We start from the raw sequence: 17,445 nt of genomic DNA on the forward strand, positions 1-17,445 counted from the left end.
CTAGAAACTCTATATCAAACTTAATTATTTACTTTTGTAGCATGGAAACAAACAGACAAAAGAAGATAGGCGGATTACTGCAAAAGGACCTTGCGGAAATCCTTCAAAATGCATTGAGAGATAGTGGGCGGTTGGGAATATTGATTTCTGTTTCCAAAGTAAGGGTCACTACAGATCTTTCCATTGCCAAAGCATACCTCAGTATTTTTCCTTCAAAACATGTAGATGAGGTCCTTTCCGAAATCAACGAAAATAAATATAAAATAAAACACGAACTGGCGCAACGCACAAAACATCAGCTGCGGAAAATGCCCGATCTTAGTTTTTATGTAGACGATTCCCTGGAATATATCGATGGAATTGAAAAATCCATCAAAGGAAAAGAAGATCCAATTGCCAATCCCGATTTACTTTCAAAAAGAAAAAAATCCTAATTGAAGTTTCCGCTTTACATCGCCAAGCGATATTTATTTACTAAAAGCAAAAACAACGCGATCAATATTATTACAATTATTGCTGCGATTGGGGTTTTTGCCGGTGCCTTTTCTTTGTTTATTGTTTTGAGCGGATTTTCAGGCTTACGTGATTTTAGCCTCTCCTTTTCTAATGAATTTGATCCTGATCTTAAAGCCGTGCCGGGGACAGGCAAAGTCATTAAGATTTCAGAAGAGCAGTTTGGAAAACTGGACAATCTCGAAGGGGTTTCAACCTATAGTAAAATCATTGAAGAACGCGTATTTCTTGATTTTAAATCAAAAAATCATACTGCATTCCTGAAAGGTGTTGATGAGAATTATCAGCGGGTAAATATAATTGACAGTTCGATTGTATATGGAACCTGGTTTGCGCCGAATGAATTTCAGGTGGTCATAGGAAATGGCATTTCAAGACAATTGGATATCAGCACTTTTAATTATCAGAATTTATTGAAGATCATGGTGCCAAAGCCAGGAAAAGGGCAAATTAGCATGACCAATATAAGCAATGCCTTCACGAGCAAACAGGTAATTGTTAGCGGAATTTACAGTGTGAATGAAGAGCTGGACGATCAATATGTTTTTTCAAACCTGAATTTTGCCCGGGAGCTCCTTAGCATGGAAGAAGATGAATTTTCAGGGATTGAATTTAAGCTAAATCCTGATTATTCTGAAGAAGAAACTTTAAAACAGATTGAGTCCATTTTCGATAAAAATGTGGTGATTAAAACCAGGGCCGAACTGAATGACGCCCTTAATAAAATGCTTAATTCAGAAAACCTTTTTGTGTACCTCATCTTCACCCTGGTACTTACTATTGCCTTATTTAATGTGGTGGGTAGCATTATTGTAATGATCCTGGATAAAAGGGAAAATATAAAAACACTTTTCAGTTTGGGGGCAACTCCCAAACAAATTAAAAGGATATTTTTCTTTCAGGGAATGTTGATGACGGGGATTGGCGGACTTATAGGTTTAGTATTCGCTATAATTCTTATCACGCTTCAGCTGGAATATGATCTGGTCATGATCACGCCAAATTTACCCTACCCGGTGGCCATGAAATTTGGAAATATCCTCATCGTGATTTTAACCATTGCGACATTAGGATTTATCGCTTCCTATATTGCGGCAAGCCGAAGTAAAAAAGCCTATTATCTTTACGCAAATTCGTAGCCGGAAAATTCTTTCTCCACTTCATCGAAAACTGCAAAAACGTCTACAGAATCATCGCTGGTCACCATTTTCATACGATACTCCTTGAAATGTGGAATTCCCTTGAAATAATTGGTGTAATGCCTACGCGTCTCAAAAACACCCAGTCTCTCCCCTTTCCAGTCGATCGCCATTTGTAAATGTCGCCGGGCAGCATCAACACGCTCTTCTAAAGTTGGGGCATCACGGTATTCTCCGGTTTTAAAATAATGTTTGATTTCTCTGAAAAACCAGGGATATCCAATACTTGCCCTTCCAATCATGGCGCCATCCAACCCAAAATCATCACGCATTTCCATGGCTTTTTCTGGAGAATCTACATCCCCATTTCCAAAGACGGGAATATGCATGCGCTGATTGTTCTTTACCTCGGCAATTGGTTTCCAGTTCGCTTCACCTTTATACATTTGCACCCTGGTTCTGCCATGAATGGAGATCGCCTGGCATCCCACATCCTGAAGCCTTTCTGCTACCTCAACTATTTTTATGGAATCATTATCCCAACCCAGGCGGGTTTTTACGGTAATGGGTAATTTTGTGTGTTCTACCATGGCTTTGGTTAAAGAAACCATGAGATCAATATCTTTCAGAATCCCGGCACCTGCGCCTTTGGAAACTACTTTTTTTACAGGACATCCAAAATTGATATCAATAATATCCGGCCCCGATTTTTCCACAATTTCAACAGACTTTAGCATGGAATCTAAATTGGCTCCAAAGATCTGAATCCCCACCGGGCGTTCTTTTTCGTAAATATCAAGTTTCATGGTGCTTTTCGCCGCATCGCGAATAAGCCCTTCAGAAGAGATAAATTCAGTATACACAACATCTGCGCCCTGTTCCTTGCAAAGTGCCCGGAAAGGCGGGTCGCTCACATCTTCCATCGGTGCCAAAAGCAACGGGAAGTTCCCAACATCTATAGTTCCAATTTTTGCCACGTCCTGTTTATTTCAGGTTGCAAAATTAGGGAATTTGGATGAAGAATTATAAAAGTGTGGGATTAAGGTTTTAAACGATCCCTTTCCGCGGCATCGATACTGCGTTCATTGTCTTCTAAACGGAAGTTTCCGAAGTTATATTTGAAACCAACCTGCACGGTTTGATTTTCAGAATTGGAGAAAAAACTGTTGCTCTGGTTCAAATATCCTGAAGTTAATCTGGTATTCGTAGTATTAAAAATATCATTGAAATTAAGCGTAAGTTCTGCCCTATTGTTCCACAGCGTTTTTCGGAGTCCAACCGTTACCGTCGTCATGGGTTCCAGTTTATAAGAACCGGAAAGATAATTGCTTAGATATTGCCCAAATAAGGTGCCTTCAAAAGTCCCGTCTTTAGAAAGGGTAAAAATATTATACGCGTAAAGTTGAATTCCATCTATTTCTCTGGTTACTTCCGCATTATTACTTTCAATAGCCAGTAAAGTATTTTGTTGATGGAATATGGAAGTAAATATTTGTGCGTACCAAAAATTTGTAATAGAACGCGCATGATACATATCAATCCCGTAGCCTTTACTCTCCAGTAAATTTTGACTTATATATCTTATGGTTAGTTTTTCATTATCCTGAAATGGCAGGGTCTCTGGTGTCCTTCCATGATCACGATAATAAAGATCGAAGAAATAGGCATTTTTAAGCGTATAATTTAAGTTGAAATTATCGCTGATAGATGCGATTAAATTTGGATTCCCCGAATTATAATTCGTTTCATTCAGGAAATATCTAAATGGATTTAAACTTTCATAGCGAGGGCGCTGAATTCTGCGGCTATAATCTAAAGTAAAATTATGGTTTTCTGAAGCACGATATTGTAAAAAAGCCGTGGGGAAAAGTTCAAAATAATTACGGCTTAAAACATCATTCGTGCTGGTAGATTCGCCCTGCCTATCGGTATATTCCCCACGTAAACCGGCTTTCGCACTCCATTTTTCCCAATCGTGACTTAAACTCACATACCCGGCGAAAATATTTTCATCGTATAAAAAGTTGTTGGAAAGATCGCTGTATAAATTCCTTAATTCCCCGGCATTAAAATAATCGATCCCGCTTTCAGAATCGATCATGGAATATTTAGAACCAATTTCGAAAACTGAACTCCCCAGCGATCCCGAATAATCGACCTGGGCTGTGGCAATATTGATATCCTGATTCGCATTGGTATCAAACTCGATAGCCCCTAGGCTATTCCCTTCAGAATTAAAATATCTGGATAAAATATGTTGGTCACGTTGCTGATTGAATTTGGTATAATGTCCCATTAAGGTTAGATCGCCACCATTTTCAAGAGACGTGGTGAAACTTGCATTCAATGCAATATTATCCTGGTCTGTATTAACTTCAGAATCTGTTATAAGCGTGGAATCGAGCATCATCTGCGCATTGTAAATTTCTGTGCTTACATCATTATTAAAATTTCTCTTTGGGGAGAAATTCCCATTTACTGAAAAATTTAAACTGCTTTTTTCAGAAAGCGTATAATCCAAAATGGCATTTGCATTATGCGCTCTGGACGTGGTAGCCCGGGTAAAATCTGTTTCCCATCGAGAAAATAGCTGTCCATCCCGAATAAAATTGATATAACTATCATCGTTTTTATAATCCTTGCGCGGACTAAAACTATAATTTGCAAAAACATTCAATTTATCCCCCTGGAAATAATGACTTGTCCCTAATTTAAATTTAGAATACACGCCCTGAGTGTAGGAACCCTCCACACTTCCCTTATAACCGGGAGAAATGGATTTGCTGGTAACGATATTTAAGATCGCGCCACCTTCCGCATCGTATTTGGCCGGCGGATTGGTAATTACTTCGATAAGCTTAATATTTTCTGCAGAATAACTTTCGAGCAAGGTTTTTAACTCTGTTGCAGAGAGGTATACCTTTCTATCATTAATATAGATCTGTACAGCAGCATTTCTAACTAACAGCTGTCCCTGGTTATCAATCACACCGGGGGAACGTCTTAGAATATTCCATGTATTTCCTGAGGAAAGAGAAGAATTTTCCACATCAAAAACCAGGCGGTCTATCTCCCGGGTAATTTTGGGTTTTCTTCCGGTAATAGTTACCTCATCCAGTTGATCTGAAGCCTCGCTCATTATAATCTTTCCAAGATCCTTGTCACCGCTAATGTCAAGCCTCCTTAAAACATCCTTATAACCAATAAAGCTTGCTTTAAAAAGAAAAACACTATCGGCAATATTTTCTAAAACAAATGAACCGTTCTCCTGAGAAACACTACCCTTATAAACGCCGGTAGAATCCTGGGCATTTAGCAAAATCACATTGGCAAATGCCACAGGTTGATTCTGCTCATCAACCAATAATCCCCTTAAATCGTTTTGTGAATATAAAAGACCGGAAAAGAAAAATAGGAAAAGAAAAAATCGAATATATATTGGGATCAAAAAGCTTCTTTTTTTAAAATATTCTCAAATATAATATTAATATGAACTTTTGCAAGAGCAAATTAACTTAGGTTCCTGAGAATAAAAACTTTAACAGTTAAAACTGAAAATTATTTTGCATTTGATGGAACTGAGTCGGTCTTCTGCTCATAATAGATGGAGCTATTCTTTAAATAAGTGAGTCCGTTTGATTGCTCTCCCATCAATCTTTTTGTACGCAAATACCGGTTGCGGTTATAGTCATCAAACTTGCTCGCTACAGAATCCATACTGCTTATATGTACATCGCCCGAAGAATGTATAAATTCATCATTCCCAATCCACATCCCCACATGAACTACCCGTTCTGAAGTTGAATCTGTTGCTTTTCTGCCGAAGAACAAAAGGTCTCCCACGGCAAGTTTTTGAAAATTACCGGTAGAATCTACCAGTTTTCCTTCTCTTATTTGCTGCGACGCGTCCCGCGGGATCACAATTCCATTCATAAAATAGATGGTTTTGGTATAACCGCTACAATCCACTCCTTTTGCAGAAGTCCCACCCCATAAATAGGGTAAACCCATCATTTTTTCTGAAAATTCCACTAAAGATTGCTCGTTTACTTCTAATTCTGAAAGCCATTCTGAATACACGGCAGCTTCACTTTTAGCAACAAAAGCTTCGCGCCCATCGGGAAATTTCACCTTATAAAAATTGCCATTTTCGCCCCTGGTTTCCAGGATTGATCCTGCAACAATATCAGAAACTGTTTTGGAGCTTTTAGCAGGTTCCACATAAGTGTTTCCGAAGGGGTTTTGATAAATCACCTTTTCTGAAGTTTTCCAGGAATCGAACTCATTTTCGCTCATTATCGTGATCCCTCCACTATCCACCCAGGACAAATAATTATCGGGTGTCTGTATATAATACCAGCTCCCATCACGTTTCCATATTTTCACCGGTGTACCCAGAAGTGCCTGCGTAACCAATTCTGCTGAATGCTTTCCTTCGCCGCGTAAATTCGCTACAGAAATATCGATCACTCCAAATTCTTTTCCTTCCAGGTCCTTAGCGGGCAAAACTTCAATACTATCCTGATATTGAATGCCGTCTGCATCCAGTTTGGAAAGGAAAGACTTTTTAGCTTCAGGCTTATTGGTTTCTCCTTTTAAAATATAAGTGTCCCCCTTCTTTTCTGAAGTAATATCAAATAAGGCCACACGCTTATCCGGGGCATATTCAGTTTTAACCTCAGTAATATATTTTTCTGAAATTGTATCTTCTGCTGGTTCTTCTTTCCTATCATTTTCACAGGCAGAAATTATTAATAATACCAACAGCAATAAATAGTGTTGTATTCTCATAATTACATTTTTAGGCTTACTAAATTAAACTCTTTAAAATTACTTTGATTTCCCGTTCGATCAACCGAAGTAATCCCGATTTTTTCCAATTTAGAATTTTCTTGATTAAACATCGAAATTTTATAGCCTAGTACTTCTTTGTTCAAAAGATGATAATCCCAGGCTGAATTCTGATATTTAAAATACACAATATAATGTGAACTTTCCTTAATTGGTTTCCAGGAAATTGAAAGTTCTTCATTTTGAACTGTTAATTCAGGGTTGGGAAAATCTGGTGGCAAATCATCGATCCATGGACTGGCCGGCACCAAAGCTTTATTAGCGTAGGGTCCTTTTTTTAATGCTGTGGCAAGTTGCGGATTTTTCTTAAACTGATTGATGTCCCAGTGTACAACTCCAGGATTGTCCTGAAGGATTCCGCGTGCGATCAAAATTTGTGAATTGATCTCTCCTTTATTTTCTTCCTTTTCTTCCAATCCTAAATTTATCCCCGGCCACAAATGTTTTCCGGTTACATTTTCAGATTCCCACCACCCCAATAAAATAGGAAAACTTTGCGCGATTTGTTTGGTGGACCAGTAAAGTTGGGGGGAAAAATAATCGATCCAGCCTTTATTCAACCAAAGCTTTGCATCTGCAAAAAGTTCTTCATATTGGTCCATTCCGCGGATTCCCTTGGGAAAATTTGGCCGCCAGATCCCAAACGGGCTGATCCCAAATTTCACATAACTTTTTTCCTTTTTTATTTCTAAAGAAATTCTTTGAATAAAATCATTCACACTTTTTCTTCGCCAGTCGCCTTTTAGCAATGCCCCTCCAGAAACCTGGTACTCCTTCCAGCTTTTTTCATCCGGAAAATCCTTTTTTCCATTATAAGAAGCATAGGGGTAGAAATAATCATCAAAATGAATGGCATCGATATCATACCTTTTTACGATATCCAGCACTACTTCCGCAGATTTATCTTGCACTTTTTTATTGGCAGGATCCATCCACCACATCCCGTTCTTTAATTCCATAACCAACTCCGGATTGGTTTTAATAACCGACTTTTCTCCTATTTCCTTCCCGGTGGTGTGATGTGCACGATAAGGATTTAGCCAAACATGGAGTTCCATTCCGCGTTTATGGGTTTCATTAATCCAAAATTCCAACGGATCATAAAAGGGTTCCGGTGCCTTTCCACTTTTCCCGGTAAGGTAATATGACCAGGGTTCCAGATCACTTTTATATAAGGCATCTGCTTGTGGCCGCACCTGTAAAATAACCGCATTAAAATTGAGGTTTTCAAGTAAATCTAGTACTTCCAGTGCTTCCTTTTTCTGATTTTCTGTAGAGAGAGTTGGTTTGCTTGGCCAGTTGATATTTGCTACGCTGGCGATCCAGGCCCCTCGAAATTCAGCAATATTGATTGGTGGCAAATTGAATACTTCATCTTCTTCCATCTCTTCGGAAGGAGAAGTAACCTCTTCAATAATTGAATGTTCATTTTGGACCTCCTGAGTTTTTTCAGGATTTTCAGCAACTGGTTTTTGTGTGGATTTGCAACCAAACAAAAAAAATATACAAATTATGGGTAGTATTCCTAATCTCCTTGTCATCAAAGGCATTAATTAATTTTTAAATTTTTTATTTCGTTATCTATAACATTCAAGAGACCATTAGGCTTATCTCCTGATAATTGCCAGAACATAATTCCTCCAAGTTCATTTTCTAATGCATATTTTGTTTTACCTGAAATAGAAAGGGAATCATCATAAGTTACGAAGAGAGCTTTTTCCGCATTGTAAATATATGGAGACTGGGCTTCCGAATCCCAGAAATAATCAAATCCAGGTGAACTTTTTACATACGTATCCAGATCTTTAAAAAGTATAGACTCTTTAAACTTTCCAATTTGATAAAGCCCGTTTAAAGAATCGCCTACTTGTTCAAAAACCCTTGCGTAGAATGCAGCTCCTATAATCATCTTTTTATGAGGTACACCAATTGAGTCAAGATATTTAACTGTATTGTGTGTAGATATTCGCTGAGTTTTGGTAGAATATAAGGAAGTATGATGTCCTGTTTTTGAACTTCCTCCATTCACCATATCATAGCTCATGATATTGACATGATCTACCAGGGGCATTACGTTATTCCAGTCAACAGATTTTTGCAGATACTCTTTAAAGCCTCCGGCAGCAAAACTAATTACCGCCCCTTGCCCAAGGACATTCCGCAACTCCTTTATAAGTAAGGTGAAATTCTGCCGGTCTTCAAGCTTAAAAGGATGTCCCGGAAAGCCTTCTATCGCCGGATACTCCCAATCCAGATCGATCCCATCTACCTTATAATCCTTCAAAATAGTTTTTACCGAAATGGCGAACTCTTTTCTGGCCTTTTCCGTAGAAAAAACTTCAGAACAGGTTTCACATCCACCCCAACCTCCCAGTGAAATAAGAACTTTAAGATTAGGCTTAATTTTTTTAAGGGACGTTACATATTGAATATAGCTACTGTCTTTTTTGGTGATTTTTAAAGTGTTCTCTTCAAGATGGGAAAAACTGTAAATAATCTGGTCCAGCTGCAGTACGGTATTCGGGTCTATTTTATTGTTGGAACCTGTCCAGTAGGCAATAACTTTAAAATCATCTCCTTTATTTATTTCTTCTGAAAATTCTTGCTTGTTCTCCTTTGCCGAAGATTTATCCTGACAAGAACAGCACAGTAACACGAGTCCCATTAATAATCCAACAAGATTTTTCATTCTAAATTAAATTCTGTAAAAAATAGTTACTTCAACAATATTGCAAAGTTTTTGCAAATACTATTATGACTGCAAAAAGCTGAAAATAAAAAGATCGTCAAAAGAATATGATGACGATCTTTTCTTTTAATTTTAAATTAAATTAATTATCAGCAGACCACCAAAGTTCAGTTCCCTGCTCGTCTGGACCCTGTGTTTGTAACGCAGCTTCCAGTTGCTGTCCATTCGTATTATATTCAGATGTTCCATATCGCATTCTTTCGGGATATTCACCATTTAAGGTTCCTGCTGAATAAATATCATAATCTGAGACCCCGTTAGCTAACTCGGTGGGATAGCCAGTATCACGAACAATTGCCCAGGCTTCGAAACCATCTGTATAAGCCGCAATCCATCTTTGGATCGCGATCTTTTCCAGGTTTTCTTCCATTGTTCCATTCAAAAGAGCCATTTCCTCATTTCCCAGAAATTCAGAGATAGCAGCTTCGTCTACATTCCAAATTAGCATGGCCTGCTTGATTCCTTCTTTATAAAGTGTTGGGGCATCTCCGGTTGCCAGGCCTTTTACAATGGCTTCCGCCTGTAAAAAATTACCTTCAGCAGCGGTCATTACAACTTCTGGAAAAATTGGCTGCCCGGTATTTTTAGGGTTTATTACCCAATCTGCAGGCTCTGAAAATAGATTATATTTTATATGGGGATAAATATCACCATTTAATCTTGTTGGCTGTCCCACATAGTAAGGTCCTTCATCAACTACAATGGTGATCTCGTCAGCAGAACCGGATTTTGTATAATTTACCCCTGCATTGTCCAGTTCAGCTAATACAAAATCTATGTATTTATCGAATAGGGCTACACCAGAACCTTCTGCCGGTTTTTTAAAAACCGCTTCCCCACCTTCTATGGGCTTGGCATACGCAGATAGCCTTGGATCATTATTATCCCTTAAATAATCCACAAGAGTTTTACCTACTTTCCATTTTGAACCAACGCCTCCGAAATTATGCCAGATATCCCCATAGGCTGCATTTCCAAACTGATTTATTTCAGTGTCTTTTGCCATGAGAGCATTATCATCTGAAGTTGTAAGTAGAGGGCTTTGTATGGCTTCATTTATAACAGCTGTTGCAAAATCTGCTCCCGGCGCCCCTTGTGCTCTTAAAGCCATTCGTAGCTTTAAAGTATTGGCCAGTTTTTTCCATTTTTGAAGATCCCCATTAAAAAACAAATCATTCTCTGCCAGGAATTCCAGCCCTTCACCGGTTACACTTTCACTCCCAATGATATCCATTGCTTCATCAAGATCTGCAATTACGCCCTGATAAATTTCAGCCTGAGTATCAAACTTTGGTGTAATTACATCTGGATCTGATGCTTCGGAATAAGGAACCATTCCAAAAGTATCTGTATACATTTGATAATACAGACCCTTCATAATAAGACCGATAGCGTAGAATTTCTCGTTTTCAAGTTCCCCTCCAGGACTTACAAAATTTTGATATACACTGAGGTTACTTACATAACCTGCCATCCAATCGTATGCGGCATTGGTATAACCTATATTATAGGTATAACTCAGACCATCATTCCACCAACATCCATTAAAACCGAACGTAAACTGTCCTGCATATCTATCGGCATGAATTAAATGAGCTCTCCAGTAAGGAAATCTATTAGGAGCATACAATTCTATTTGAATCCCTGTTAAAAAATATTTTGCACTTACTTCATCTGATGTAAAAGCATCAGGCTTGGTATTTATTTCTTCAAAGTCTGAACACCCTGACAGAGAAAAGACCAGGAGCAGGCTTACCGCAATAATTTTTAATATTCCTTTCATAATGCTTTTCTTAAAATTTAATATTTACGTTCACTCCTAAACTTCTAATCGTTGGGGAGTTATTCAGGGAAATTCCCTGTCCTGAAAGACCGGTTCCAATGGAGGAATCTGGATCTATATCATCTGCATCCTTATATAAGAAGAATAAATTTCTTCCAATTAAACCTATTGATGCTGAGTTCAATACTGTGCCTTCAAACATACTTGAGGGAAAACTATAATTTAAGGCAAACTCTCTTAATCTCACATTCGTTTGATCATAAATATAATTTGAAGTTATCCCCGAGTAGCTACCCCAATAATCCTGTGCGGTAATTGGAACTGTATTAGCCTCCCCTGTTTCTTCATTAATTGCATCAACCACAAAATCTTCACCACGATATTGCAGGCTTCGTTCAGAAACTCCTGCTCCATCCAGATAGGAAGATGTAGCAGAAAAAATTTCTCCACCAAATCTACCATCAATTAAAAATCTCAGGCTCCAATTGTTATATGAAAAGGTGTTATTAAGGCCTCCAATCCAATCTGGTTGGGCATTTCCAAGTTTTTCAGCTTCGTTTGAAGCCAGGGGTCTTCCTTCGGAATTCACAAGTCTTTCCCCATTTTCATTCGTTTTCCAGGTAGTTCCATAAAGATCACCAATTCCTCCTCCCACGTTAGCCCTTACTGAAAGGCTTCCTAATGAATTGAGCGTAGTATAATCCAATCCTTCGATAAGATCTACTAGCTCATTTTTGTTTTTAGAAAAATTTACGGCAACGTCCCATCTAAAATTCTCAGTCCTTACGGGTACTCCGCCAAGTAGAAATTCAATACCATTATTCCTAACCTCTCCTACATTCTCTTTAAAGAAACTATAACCGGTAGCAAATGGAACAGGTACGTTATAGATCATATCTGTAGTTCTAATAGAGTAAATAGATAAGTCTCCATAAAGCCGGTTATTGAACATATTAAATTCTATACCAAATTCAGTAGACTGTACACTTTCAGGCTTAAGATTTGGATTCAACCTAACCGAAGGTCCTTCAAGAACAGTTAAACCAAGATATCCCTGCGTTGGGACACTAAAAGTTTGATAAAGCTGATAAACATCTGTATCATTTCCTACCTCTGCCCAACTGGCCCTTAACTTTAACATATTAAAAACATTAGATTCAGGATCGATAAAACGATTTATCAAAAGTGAATAACTCGCAGATGGGTAAAAATAAGAGCGGTTGATTTCACTTAGGGTCGAAGACCAGTCATTTCTCGCCGTTAAATCCAAATACATAAAATCATCATAGGAAAAACTAAACTGCCCATATAGGGAATTAATTTTCTTTACCCCAAGAGGCGTATGAGTACTGGTTTGAATATTTGTGTTACTTAAAAACACTCTTGAAGGCAAACGGAACTGAGATCCGCTAGTATTCACATTTTCGAAACTTCTTTTAGATAAACTTCCTCCAACATTTACCACAAGATCTAATTTCTCTGTTAAATCTTTATTCGCGGTAAAAAGAAAATCTCCATTGATCTCTGTATTCTTATAGGTAGAATACGAAAGACGTCCGGTGTAAAAGAAGTGATGTCCATAATTCTGAACATACTCTGTTCTTCTATTGGTAACATCTCCTCCAACCCGTGCAAAAAGTGAAAGCCAGTCATTGAATTCATAAGTTAGTTTTGTGAATCCAAGAAATCGATCTCTACGCTCATCATTCATGTCTTCATTAAGCATCCAGTAAGGATTTCCAATACTTTTATTTTGTCCGGCATAACTAATTGCAGCATATTCATCGCTAAACATCCCTGGATCATTCCATAGTGTAGGTTTATAATTTTTAAGGTCATCTATCCTTACATTTCTGGGCATACGATATACAAAGGCCAGAACACCTTCTGTTCCAAGATTAACCCTATTATCTATATCCTGAGTGAAGTAGGTTGCTTTGCTATCCAAGTGAAACTTATCTGATAAATCTATTACAGATCTTAAATTGAAGTTATGGCTCTCAAGATCTGAATTTGGTAAAATTGCACTGGTTGTATTATTAGTATAGGAGAAACGAGTACTGAAGTTTTCTCCACCTTTATCGATTGCTATTGTATTGATAGCCTGCAAACCGGTTTCAAAAAAATCTTCCACATTATTAGGTTGAGCAGTATAAGGACGTTGTTCACCTGTATAATATAACTGGTCTGATCCATCAAGCCTGGCTCCCCAAGAAGAACCTCCAAAATTATCTAGATCAGCATAAACAGCTCCGTTAGTACCCTGTCCATACTCATTCTGAAAATCTGGTAAAAACATTGGGTTTTCAAAGGTTATATTTGAATTCAATGAAATTCCTAATCCTCTTCCCATTTTACCTTTCTTAGTGGTAATAAGGATAACGCCACTAGCGGCACGGGATCCATAAAGTGCGGCAGCATTTGGACCTTTTAGCACCGAAATAGATTCTATATCAGAAGGATTAATATCGGTAATTCCTCCTCCGGTAACTGTACTGTTGAAGATACTACCTCCAGATTCGTTTCCAGATGCATCAATTGGAATACCATCTACTACGATTAATGCCTGGTTATTTCCCGTTAACGTATTATTTCCACGAATGGTGATCCTTGAGCCAGATCCTACTCCACTGGACTGATTCACTACTAACCCAGGTACTTTGCCGACAAGGGAATTAGCTACATTGTAATCTTTTATCTCATTAACCTCATCAGATTGTAGCTCTGTAACAGCATATCCCAGGGATTTCTTCTCTCGTGTAATTCCTAAAGAAGTTACTACTACTTCATCCAAAGTTTCGGCATCTACAGACATAATTACATCTAAAGTTGTTCTTCCCTCTAGTGGAATTTCCTGCCTTCCATAACCTATCATAGAGAATACGAGGATAGCTTCTGGTGCAGCTTCAATAGAATAATTACCGTCAAAATCGGTAACTGTCCCATTACTTGTCCCTCTTTCTACAATAGTTACACCCAGAAGGGGTAAACCGGTTTCACTGTCAATAACGTTTCCCGTTACGACCTGTTCCTGAGCTACGATGCTTTGAAAAAATAAAAACATGGTAACCAACATGTAAGGTAATTTTTTGACCATTGATTGTATTTTAGTGATTGATTCTAAACGGGGTAAGTCCCCAAAACATTTAAACGTTAGTTAAAATGTGTTAATTTTTAAAGTTAAGAATTTATCATTAATTTAAGTCGACTTTTACATTATTTAGGAGCCAGTTAGGCTATTGGGCATTTTTAATGACCTGAAGATGTTCAGTTTTAAGTGCTCCACCATCAAAAAATGAAATACCATTGGCACCATTGGTTTTAGCCTGGTTAATGGCTTCCAAAAGATCTGCTCCTGTCATTTCAGGTACAAAAACCCCACTATGCAGTTCGGTATTTTTAGATTTCAGGTCATTTACGCCCTGTTTGGTCGCAAAACCTATCCAGTCTAAATCTTCATTATAAAAATTATGATATATCATCGGTAATACGGCATCAATATTCCATTTATCCCAACGTTGTCGCACCATATGATCTGCCATTTCTGGGTAAGGGAAAACAGCAGCAGTTAAAATTTTACCATTATTATGTACTATTTTGTAGGCATCATCTACCATTGCTTTTATTTTATTTAAACGAAATTGTTTCCATTCCATATCTATAGCCGGATTTTCCATATTTAGTGGATTCTTATGATGCAGTTTTTCAAATTCTGAAACACACACCTCACAATAACAAAAATCAAACTGAGGTAGTTCTTCTTCCTGCTTGAGATTATATTTAGGTAAAAGGCCTATAGGAAGAAAAATATCGGGTAATCTTATATAATCAAGGTGAACACTTGTCACTCCTTCTACTTTTGAAAGTTCTTCCACTAAACCTAAGACATGATTGCGTGATTCTTCTCGGGTAGGACATAGCCATTGATAATAATCTACATAAGGCCTGGTGTCAAAGGTAGATTTACCATCACGGCTTACAGCATACCATTCTGAATGTTTTAAGGCTACACTATCCCCGGGACGGTTCATGGCCATGAGCCAGGCATGTACTTCCAGGCCTTGCTGCTCCGCTATGGGCGCTATTCGGGAAAGTAATTCAGGATTTGTATTTGTATTAATTAATACCGCATCAATTCCGTTCTCACTGTATTTTTTAAATTCAGCAGTATAAGATGAATCGGCTCTCTCGCTGTTCGCACCGGTCCAAACCCAATATTTGAAATCATTTTCCTTCTTTTTTTCGACTTTAGAGTCAACGACATTATGGACATTTTTTTCATTAGATTTCTCTACACAGGAAATTATAAGCAGCGAAAAAATTAAAATGAGAAGATGATTAAGTTTCATACTAATTGAGTTTAGATTTGTAAAAATTTGCCGTCTTCAGTAATGATATATGAGTTCCCGGTAAAAGGACTTTCGATTGAAATATTCCATCCTGAACGATGATTTTCCAGTTCAGGCTCCATTAAATTATTATTGATTTCTAACGGTTCTTCAACTAATTTTTCAATTTGTTGAGCCCATTCACCATGTTCTTTATAATATGCTTTTTGCTTCCTGTATAGCTCAAACAACCACCACCTAATTTTTTCGTCTTCAGGAATTTCAAATTCAACAGTATTCCCTAAGGTTTCAGAAGAAAAGAATACGTATCCCCAGTGTTCGGGTTCATGCATATTTATAACTCCTTGAGGCGACCAGACCCAGTTAAATTCCGGAATAAAATTTCCTGTATGGTCTTTCTTTCTGGAATATTTTTGATTTTCCAGGTCAAAATCCCAGTTAACCCTAGAAAAATTGATTCTCCAAAACGTATCCGCATGTCCACTGCCATCAATATTAGCTTCCTCTAAAACCTCCCAGGGAATGGCGACTTCTACACTCCAAAACTTATCCTCATCTGAAGGATTATTTAAGGTTCCATCGGTATATACAGCAGATTTAAGACCTTTAATTTCCCAGTTATTTACGATTGGGGCACGTTCCCGATAAGGTTTTACTATAAAAAGATCCCATATAGTATTAAGGGCATTCATCTCGAATTCCATGTAATTATGAGAATCACCATCAGGATCTATAAAAATCTCGAAGTCATTATTGTAAAAAATAACTGTATCCCTTTGTTTTAAAATCGCCCAGATATGCGGCTCTTCCATTTTTGCATAAAAATAAAGATAGGTGTCATCCCAGAGCATCTTGACATTGGTTTGATATTTTGGAGTTTTTGTGCCTTCAATATCGATAAAATCCTGAGTAAAACTAGATCGTTCCCATGATTGCTCATTCCCAATGCCATCTATAAAAATAGAGTCCAGGGTTCTATAGGCTACATAACTTCTGTGTTTTATGCCATTTTGAGAGAACAGGACAAATCCATTTAGAATTAGCAAGAATAAAAGGAGGTCTTTTTTCATTTATCACTATAGATTTTGAGTCACAAATTAATTGTGGTTATTTTCTTCTAAAGCCTACCTAAATTTATTTATTTTGATAGTTAATGAGAACATTACGAACACTTTTATATTTCAGCAATAATTCCTCTGCTTTCTCTTCTGGTAATCCCAATTCTTCCATGATCATTCTTATTCCTCGGCTTACAAGCTTATCATTTGAAAGTTGCATATCCACCATCTTATTCCCTTTGATCCTACCCAATTTGATCATGGTAGAAGTAGTGAGCATATTCAAAACCATTTTTTGAGCGGTGCCCGCCTTCATACGCGTACTTCCGGTTACAAATTCCGGTCCTGTCACCACCTCCACAGGAAAAGTAGATTCCGCAGCAACCGGGCTTTGGGCACTACAGGTCACACAACCGGTAATAATATTATTTTTCTGCGCTTCTTTTAATCCCCCAATTACATAGGGAGTGGTTCCCGATGCAGCAATACCAACCAAAATATCTTTTTCTGAAATTTGGTATTTTTGAAGGTCTTTCCAGGCTTGTTCGGTATCATCTTCAGCATTTTCCACCGCCTTTCTAAGTGCCGTATCACCGCCGGCGATGAGACCAATGACCATACCCGGCTCTACCCCAAATGTTGGCGGACATTCTGAAGCGTCCAGAACTCCAAGCCGTCCACTCGTGCCTGCGCCAATGTAAAACAAACGTCCCCCCTTTTCCAGTTTCAAAACAATTTGATCTACTAGTTTTTCAATAGCGGGAAGTACGTGGGAAACACTTTCTGCAACTGTTTGATCTTCAGCATTGATGTTTTTCAATAATTCTGAAGTCGACATATGCTCTAATGCATCGTATTTTGAATCTTTTTCGGTATCGGGCTGATTCATGAAAAATTTTTTAGCAATTATTGGACTCTTAAATCTGAACTAAATTTCTATAACTAAAGCCGATTGGGCAAGAAAACAAACATAAAGTTGAAATTTTATATAAGACTATTAATT

The 17,445-nt window shown here is 37.8% G+C and carries 12 protein-coding genes; 2 read left to right on the forward strand and 10 right to left on the reverse strand.

Annotated elements, in window-relative coordinates; genetic code table 11:
• Positions 1 to 41: 41 nt before the first annotated feature.
• Together rbfA and DHD80_RS03035 are read left to right on the forward strand one after the other, a co-directional pair.
• On the forward strand, positions 42 to 434 hold the full coding sequence (rbfA, locus tag DHD80_RS03030) for a 30S ribosome-binding factor RbfA (protein WP_251739490.1): 393 nt from the start codon (positions 42 to 44) through the stop codon (positions 432 to 434).
• Entirely contained in the window at positions 435 to 1,652 is a 1,218-nt protein-coding gene (locus DHD80_RS03035; RefSeq protein WP_251739491.1) for an FtsX-like permease family protein, read from the forward strand.
• Here the strand turns inward: DHD80_RS03035 and dusB are convergent.
• The 10 genes from dusB to murQ form a co-directional block, all read right to left on the reverse strand.
• On the reverse strand, positions 1,637 to 2,629 hold the full coding sequence (gene dusB / locus DHD80_RS03040; RefSeq protein ID WP_251739492.1) for a tRNA dihydrouridine synthase DusB: 993 nt from the start codon (positions 2,627 to 2,629) through the stop codon (positions 1,637 to 1,639). The genes DHD80_RS03035 and dusB overlap by 16 nt on opposite strands.
• 62 nt (positions 2,630 to 2,691) lie before the next feature.
• On the reverse strand, positions 2,692 to 5,100 hold the full coding sequence (locus DHD80_RS03045; RefSeq protein WP_251739494.1) for an outer membrane beta-barrel family protein: 2,409 nt from the start codon (positions 5,098 to 5,100) through the stop codon (positions 2,692 to 2,694).
• 110 nt (positions 5,101 to 5,210) lie between these two features.
• Positions 5,211 to 6,443 (reverse strand): C40 family peptidase, encoded by a 1,233-nt coding sequence (locus DHD80_RS03050; protein WP_251739495.1) that lies wholly within the window; start codon positions 6,441 to 6,443, stop codon positions 5,211 to 5,213.
• 2 nt (positions 6,444 to 6,445) lie between these two features.
• The gene (locus tag DHD80_RS03055; protein ID WP_251739496.1) at positions 6,446 to 8,044 is read right to left on the reverse strand and encodes a family 10 glycosylhydrolase; all 1,599 of its coding nucleotides are present in this window, start codon (positions 8,042 to 8,044) and stop codon (positions 6,446 to 6,448) included.
• An 8-nt stretch (positions 8,045 to 8,052) separates the two neighbouring features.
• A complete protein-coding gene (locus DHD80_RS03060; protein WP_251739497.1) occupies positions 8,053 to 9,192 on the reverse strand; it encodes a glycosyl hydrolase family 18 protein in 1,140 nt (379 codons plus the stop codon).
• A 142-nt stretch (positions 9,193 to 9,334) separates the two neighbouring features.
• Positions 9,335 to 11,035, reverse strand: a complete 1,701-nt coding sequence (locus DHD80_RS03065) for a SusD/RagB family nutrient-binding outer membrane lipoprotein (protein WP_251739498.1) — start codon at positions 11,033 to 11,035, stop codon at positions 9,335 to 9,337.
• A 10-nt stretch (positions 11,036 to 11,045) separates the two neighbouring features.
• Positions 11,046 to 14,132: a SusC/RagA family TonB-linked outer membrane protein gene (locus DHD80_RS03070; RefSeq protein ID WP_251739499.1), complete on the reverse strand. Its 3,087-nt coding sequence runs from the start codon at positions 14,130 to 14,132 to the stop codon at positions 11,046 to 11,048.
• A gap of 139 nt (positions 14,133 to 14,271) precedes the next feature.
• Positions 14,272 to 15,384, reverse strand: a complete 1,113-nt coding sequence (locus tag DHD80_RS03075) for a putative glycoside hydrolase (RefSeq protein ID WP_251739500.1) — start codon at positions 15,382 to 15,384, stop codon at positions 14,272 to 14,274.
• 11 nt (positions 15,385 to 15,395) lie between these two features.
• On the reverse strand, positions 15,396 to 16,454 hold the full coding sequence (locus tag DHD80_RS03080; protein WP_251739501.1) for a carbohydrate-binding family 9-like protein: 1,059 nt from the start codon (positions 16,452 to 16,454) through the stop codon (positions 15,396 to 15,398).
• 64 nt (positions 16,455 to 16,518) lie between these two features.
• Complete coding sequence (murQ, locus tag DHD80_RS03085; RefSeq protein WP_251739502.1) at positions 16,519 to 17,331, reverse strand: N-acetylmuramic acid 6-phosphate etherase; 813 nt, start codon at positions 17,329 to 17,331, stop codon at positions 16,519 to 16,521.
• Between the last annotated feature and the right edge of the window lie 114 nt (positions 17,332 to 17,445).

It is taken from the genome of Gramella sp. AN32 (genome assembly GCF_023718305.1).
Classification (GTDB): Bacteria; Bacteroidota; Bacteroidia; order Flavobacteriales; family Flavobacteriaceae; genus Christiangramia; species Christiangramia antarctica.

What these genes read in the sequence shown, in the direction of transcription:
- DHD80_RS03060 (WP_251739497.1), bottom strand. Translation starts at nt 9,192, where the DNA reads ATGAAAAATCTTGTTGGATTATTAATGGGACTCGTGTTACTGTGCTGT.
- DHD80_RS03055 (WP_251739496.1), bottom strand. Translation starts at nt 8,044, where the DNA reads ATGACAAGGAGATTAGGAATACTACCCATAATTTGTATATTTTTTTTG.
- DHD80_RS03070 (WP_251739499.1), bottom strand. Translation starts at nt 14,132, where the DNA reads ATGGTCAAAAAATTACCTTACATGTTGGTTACCATGTTTTTATTTTTT.
- DHD80_RS03075 (WP_251739500.1), bottom strand. Translation starts at nt 15,384, where the DNA reads ATGAAACTTAATCATCTTCTCATTTTAATTTTTTCGCTGCTTATAATT.
- rbfA (WP_251739490.1), top strand. Translation starts at nt 42, where the DNA reads ATGGAAACAAACAGACAAAAGAAGATAGGCGGATTACTGCAAAAGGAC.
- murQ (WP_251739502.1), bottom strand. Translation starts at nt 17,331, where the DNA reads ATGAATCAGCCCGATACCGAAAAAGATTCAAAATACGATGCATTAGAG.
- DHD80_RS03080 (WP_251739501.1), bottom strand. Translation starts at nt 16,454, where the DNA reads ATGAAAAAAGACCTCCTTTTATTCTTGCTAATTCTAAATGGATTTGTC.
- DHD80_RS03050 (WP_251739495.1), bottom strand. Translation starts at nt 6,443, where the DNA reads ATGAGAATACAACACTATTTATTGCTGTTGGTATTATTAATAATTTCT.
- DHD80_RS03065 (WP_251739498.1), bottom strand. Translation starts at nt 11,035, where the DNA reads ATGAAAGGAATATTAAAAATTATTGCGGTAAGCCTGCTCCTGGTCTTT.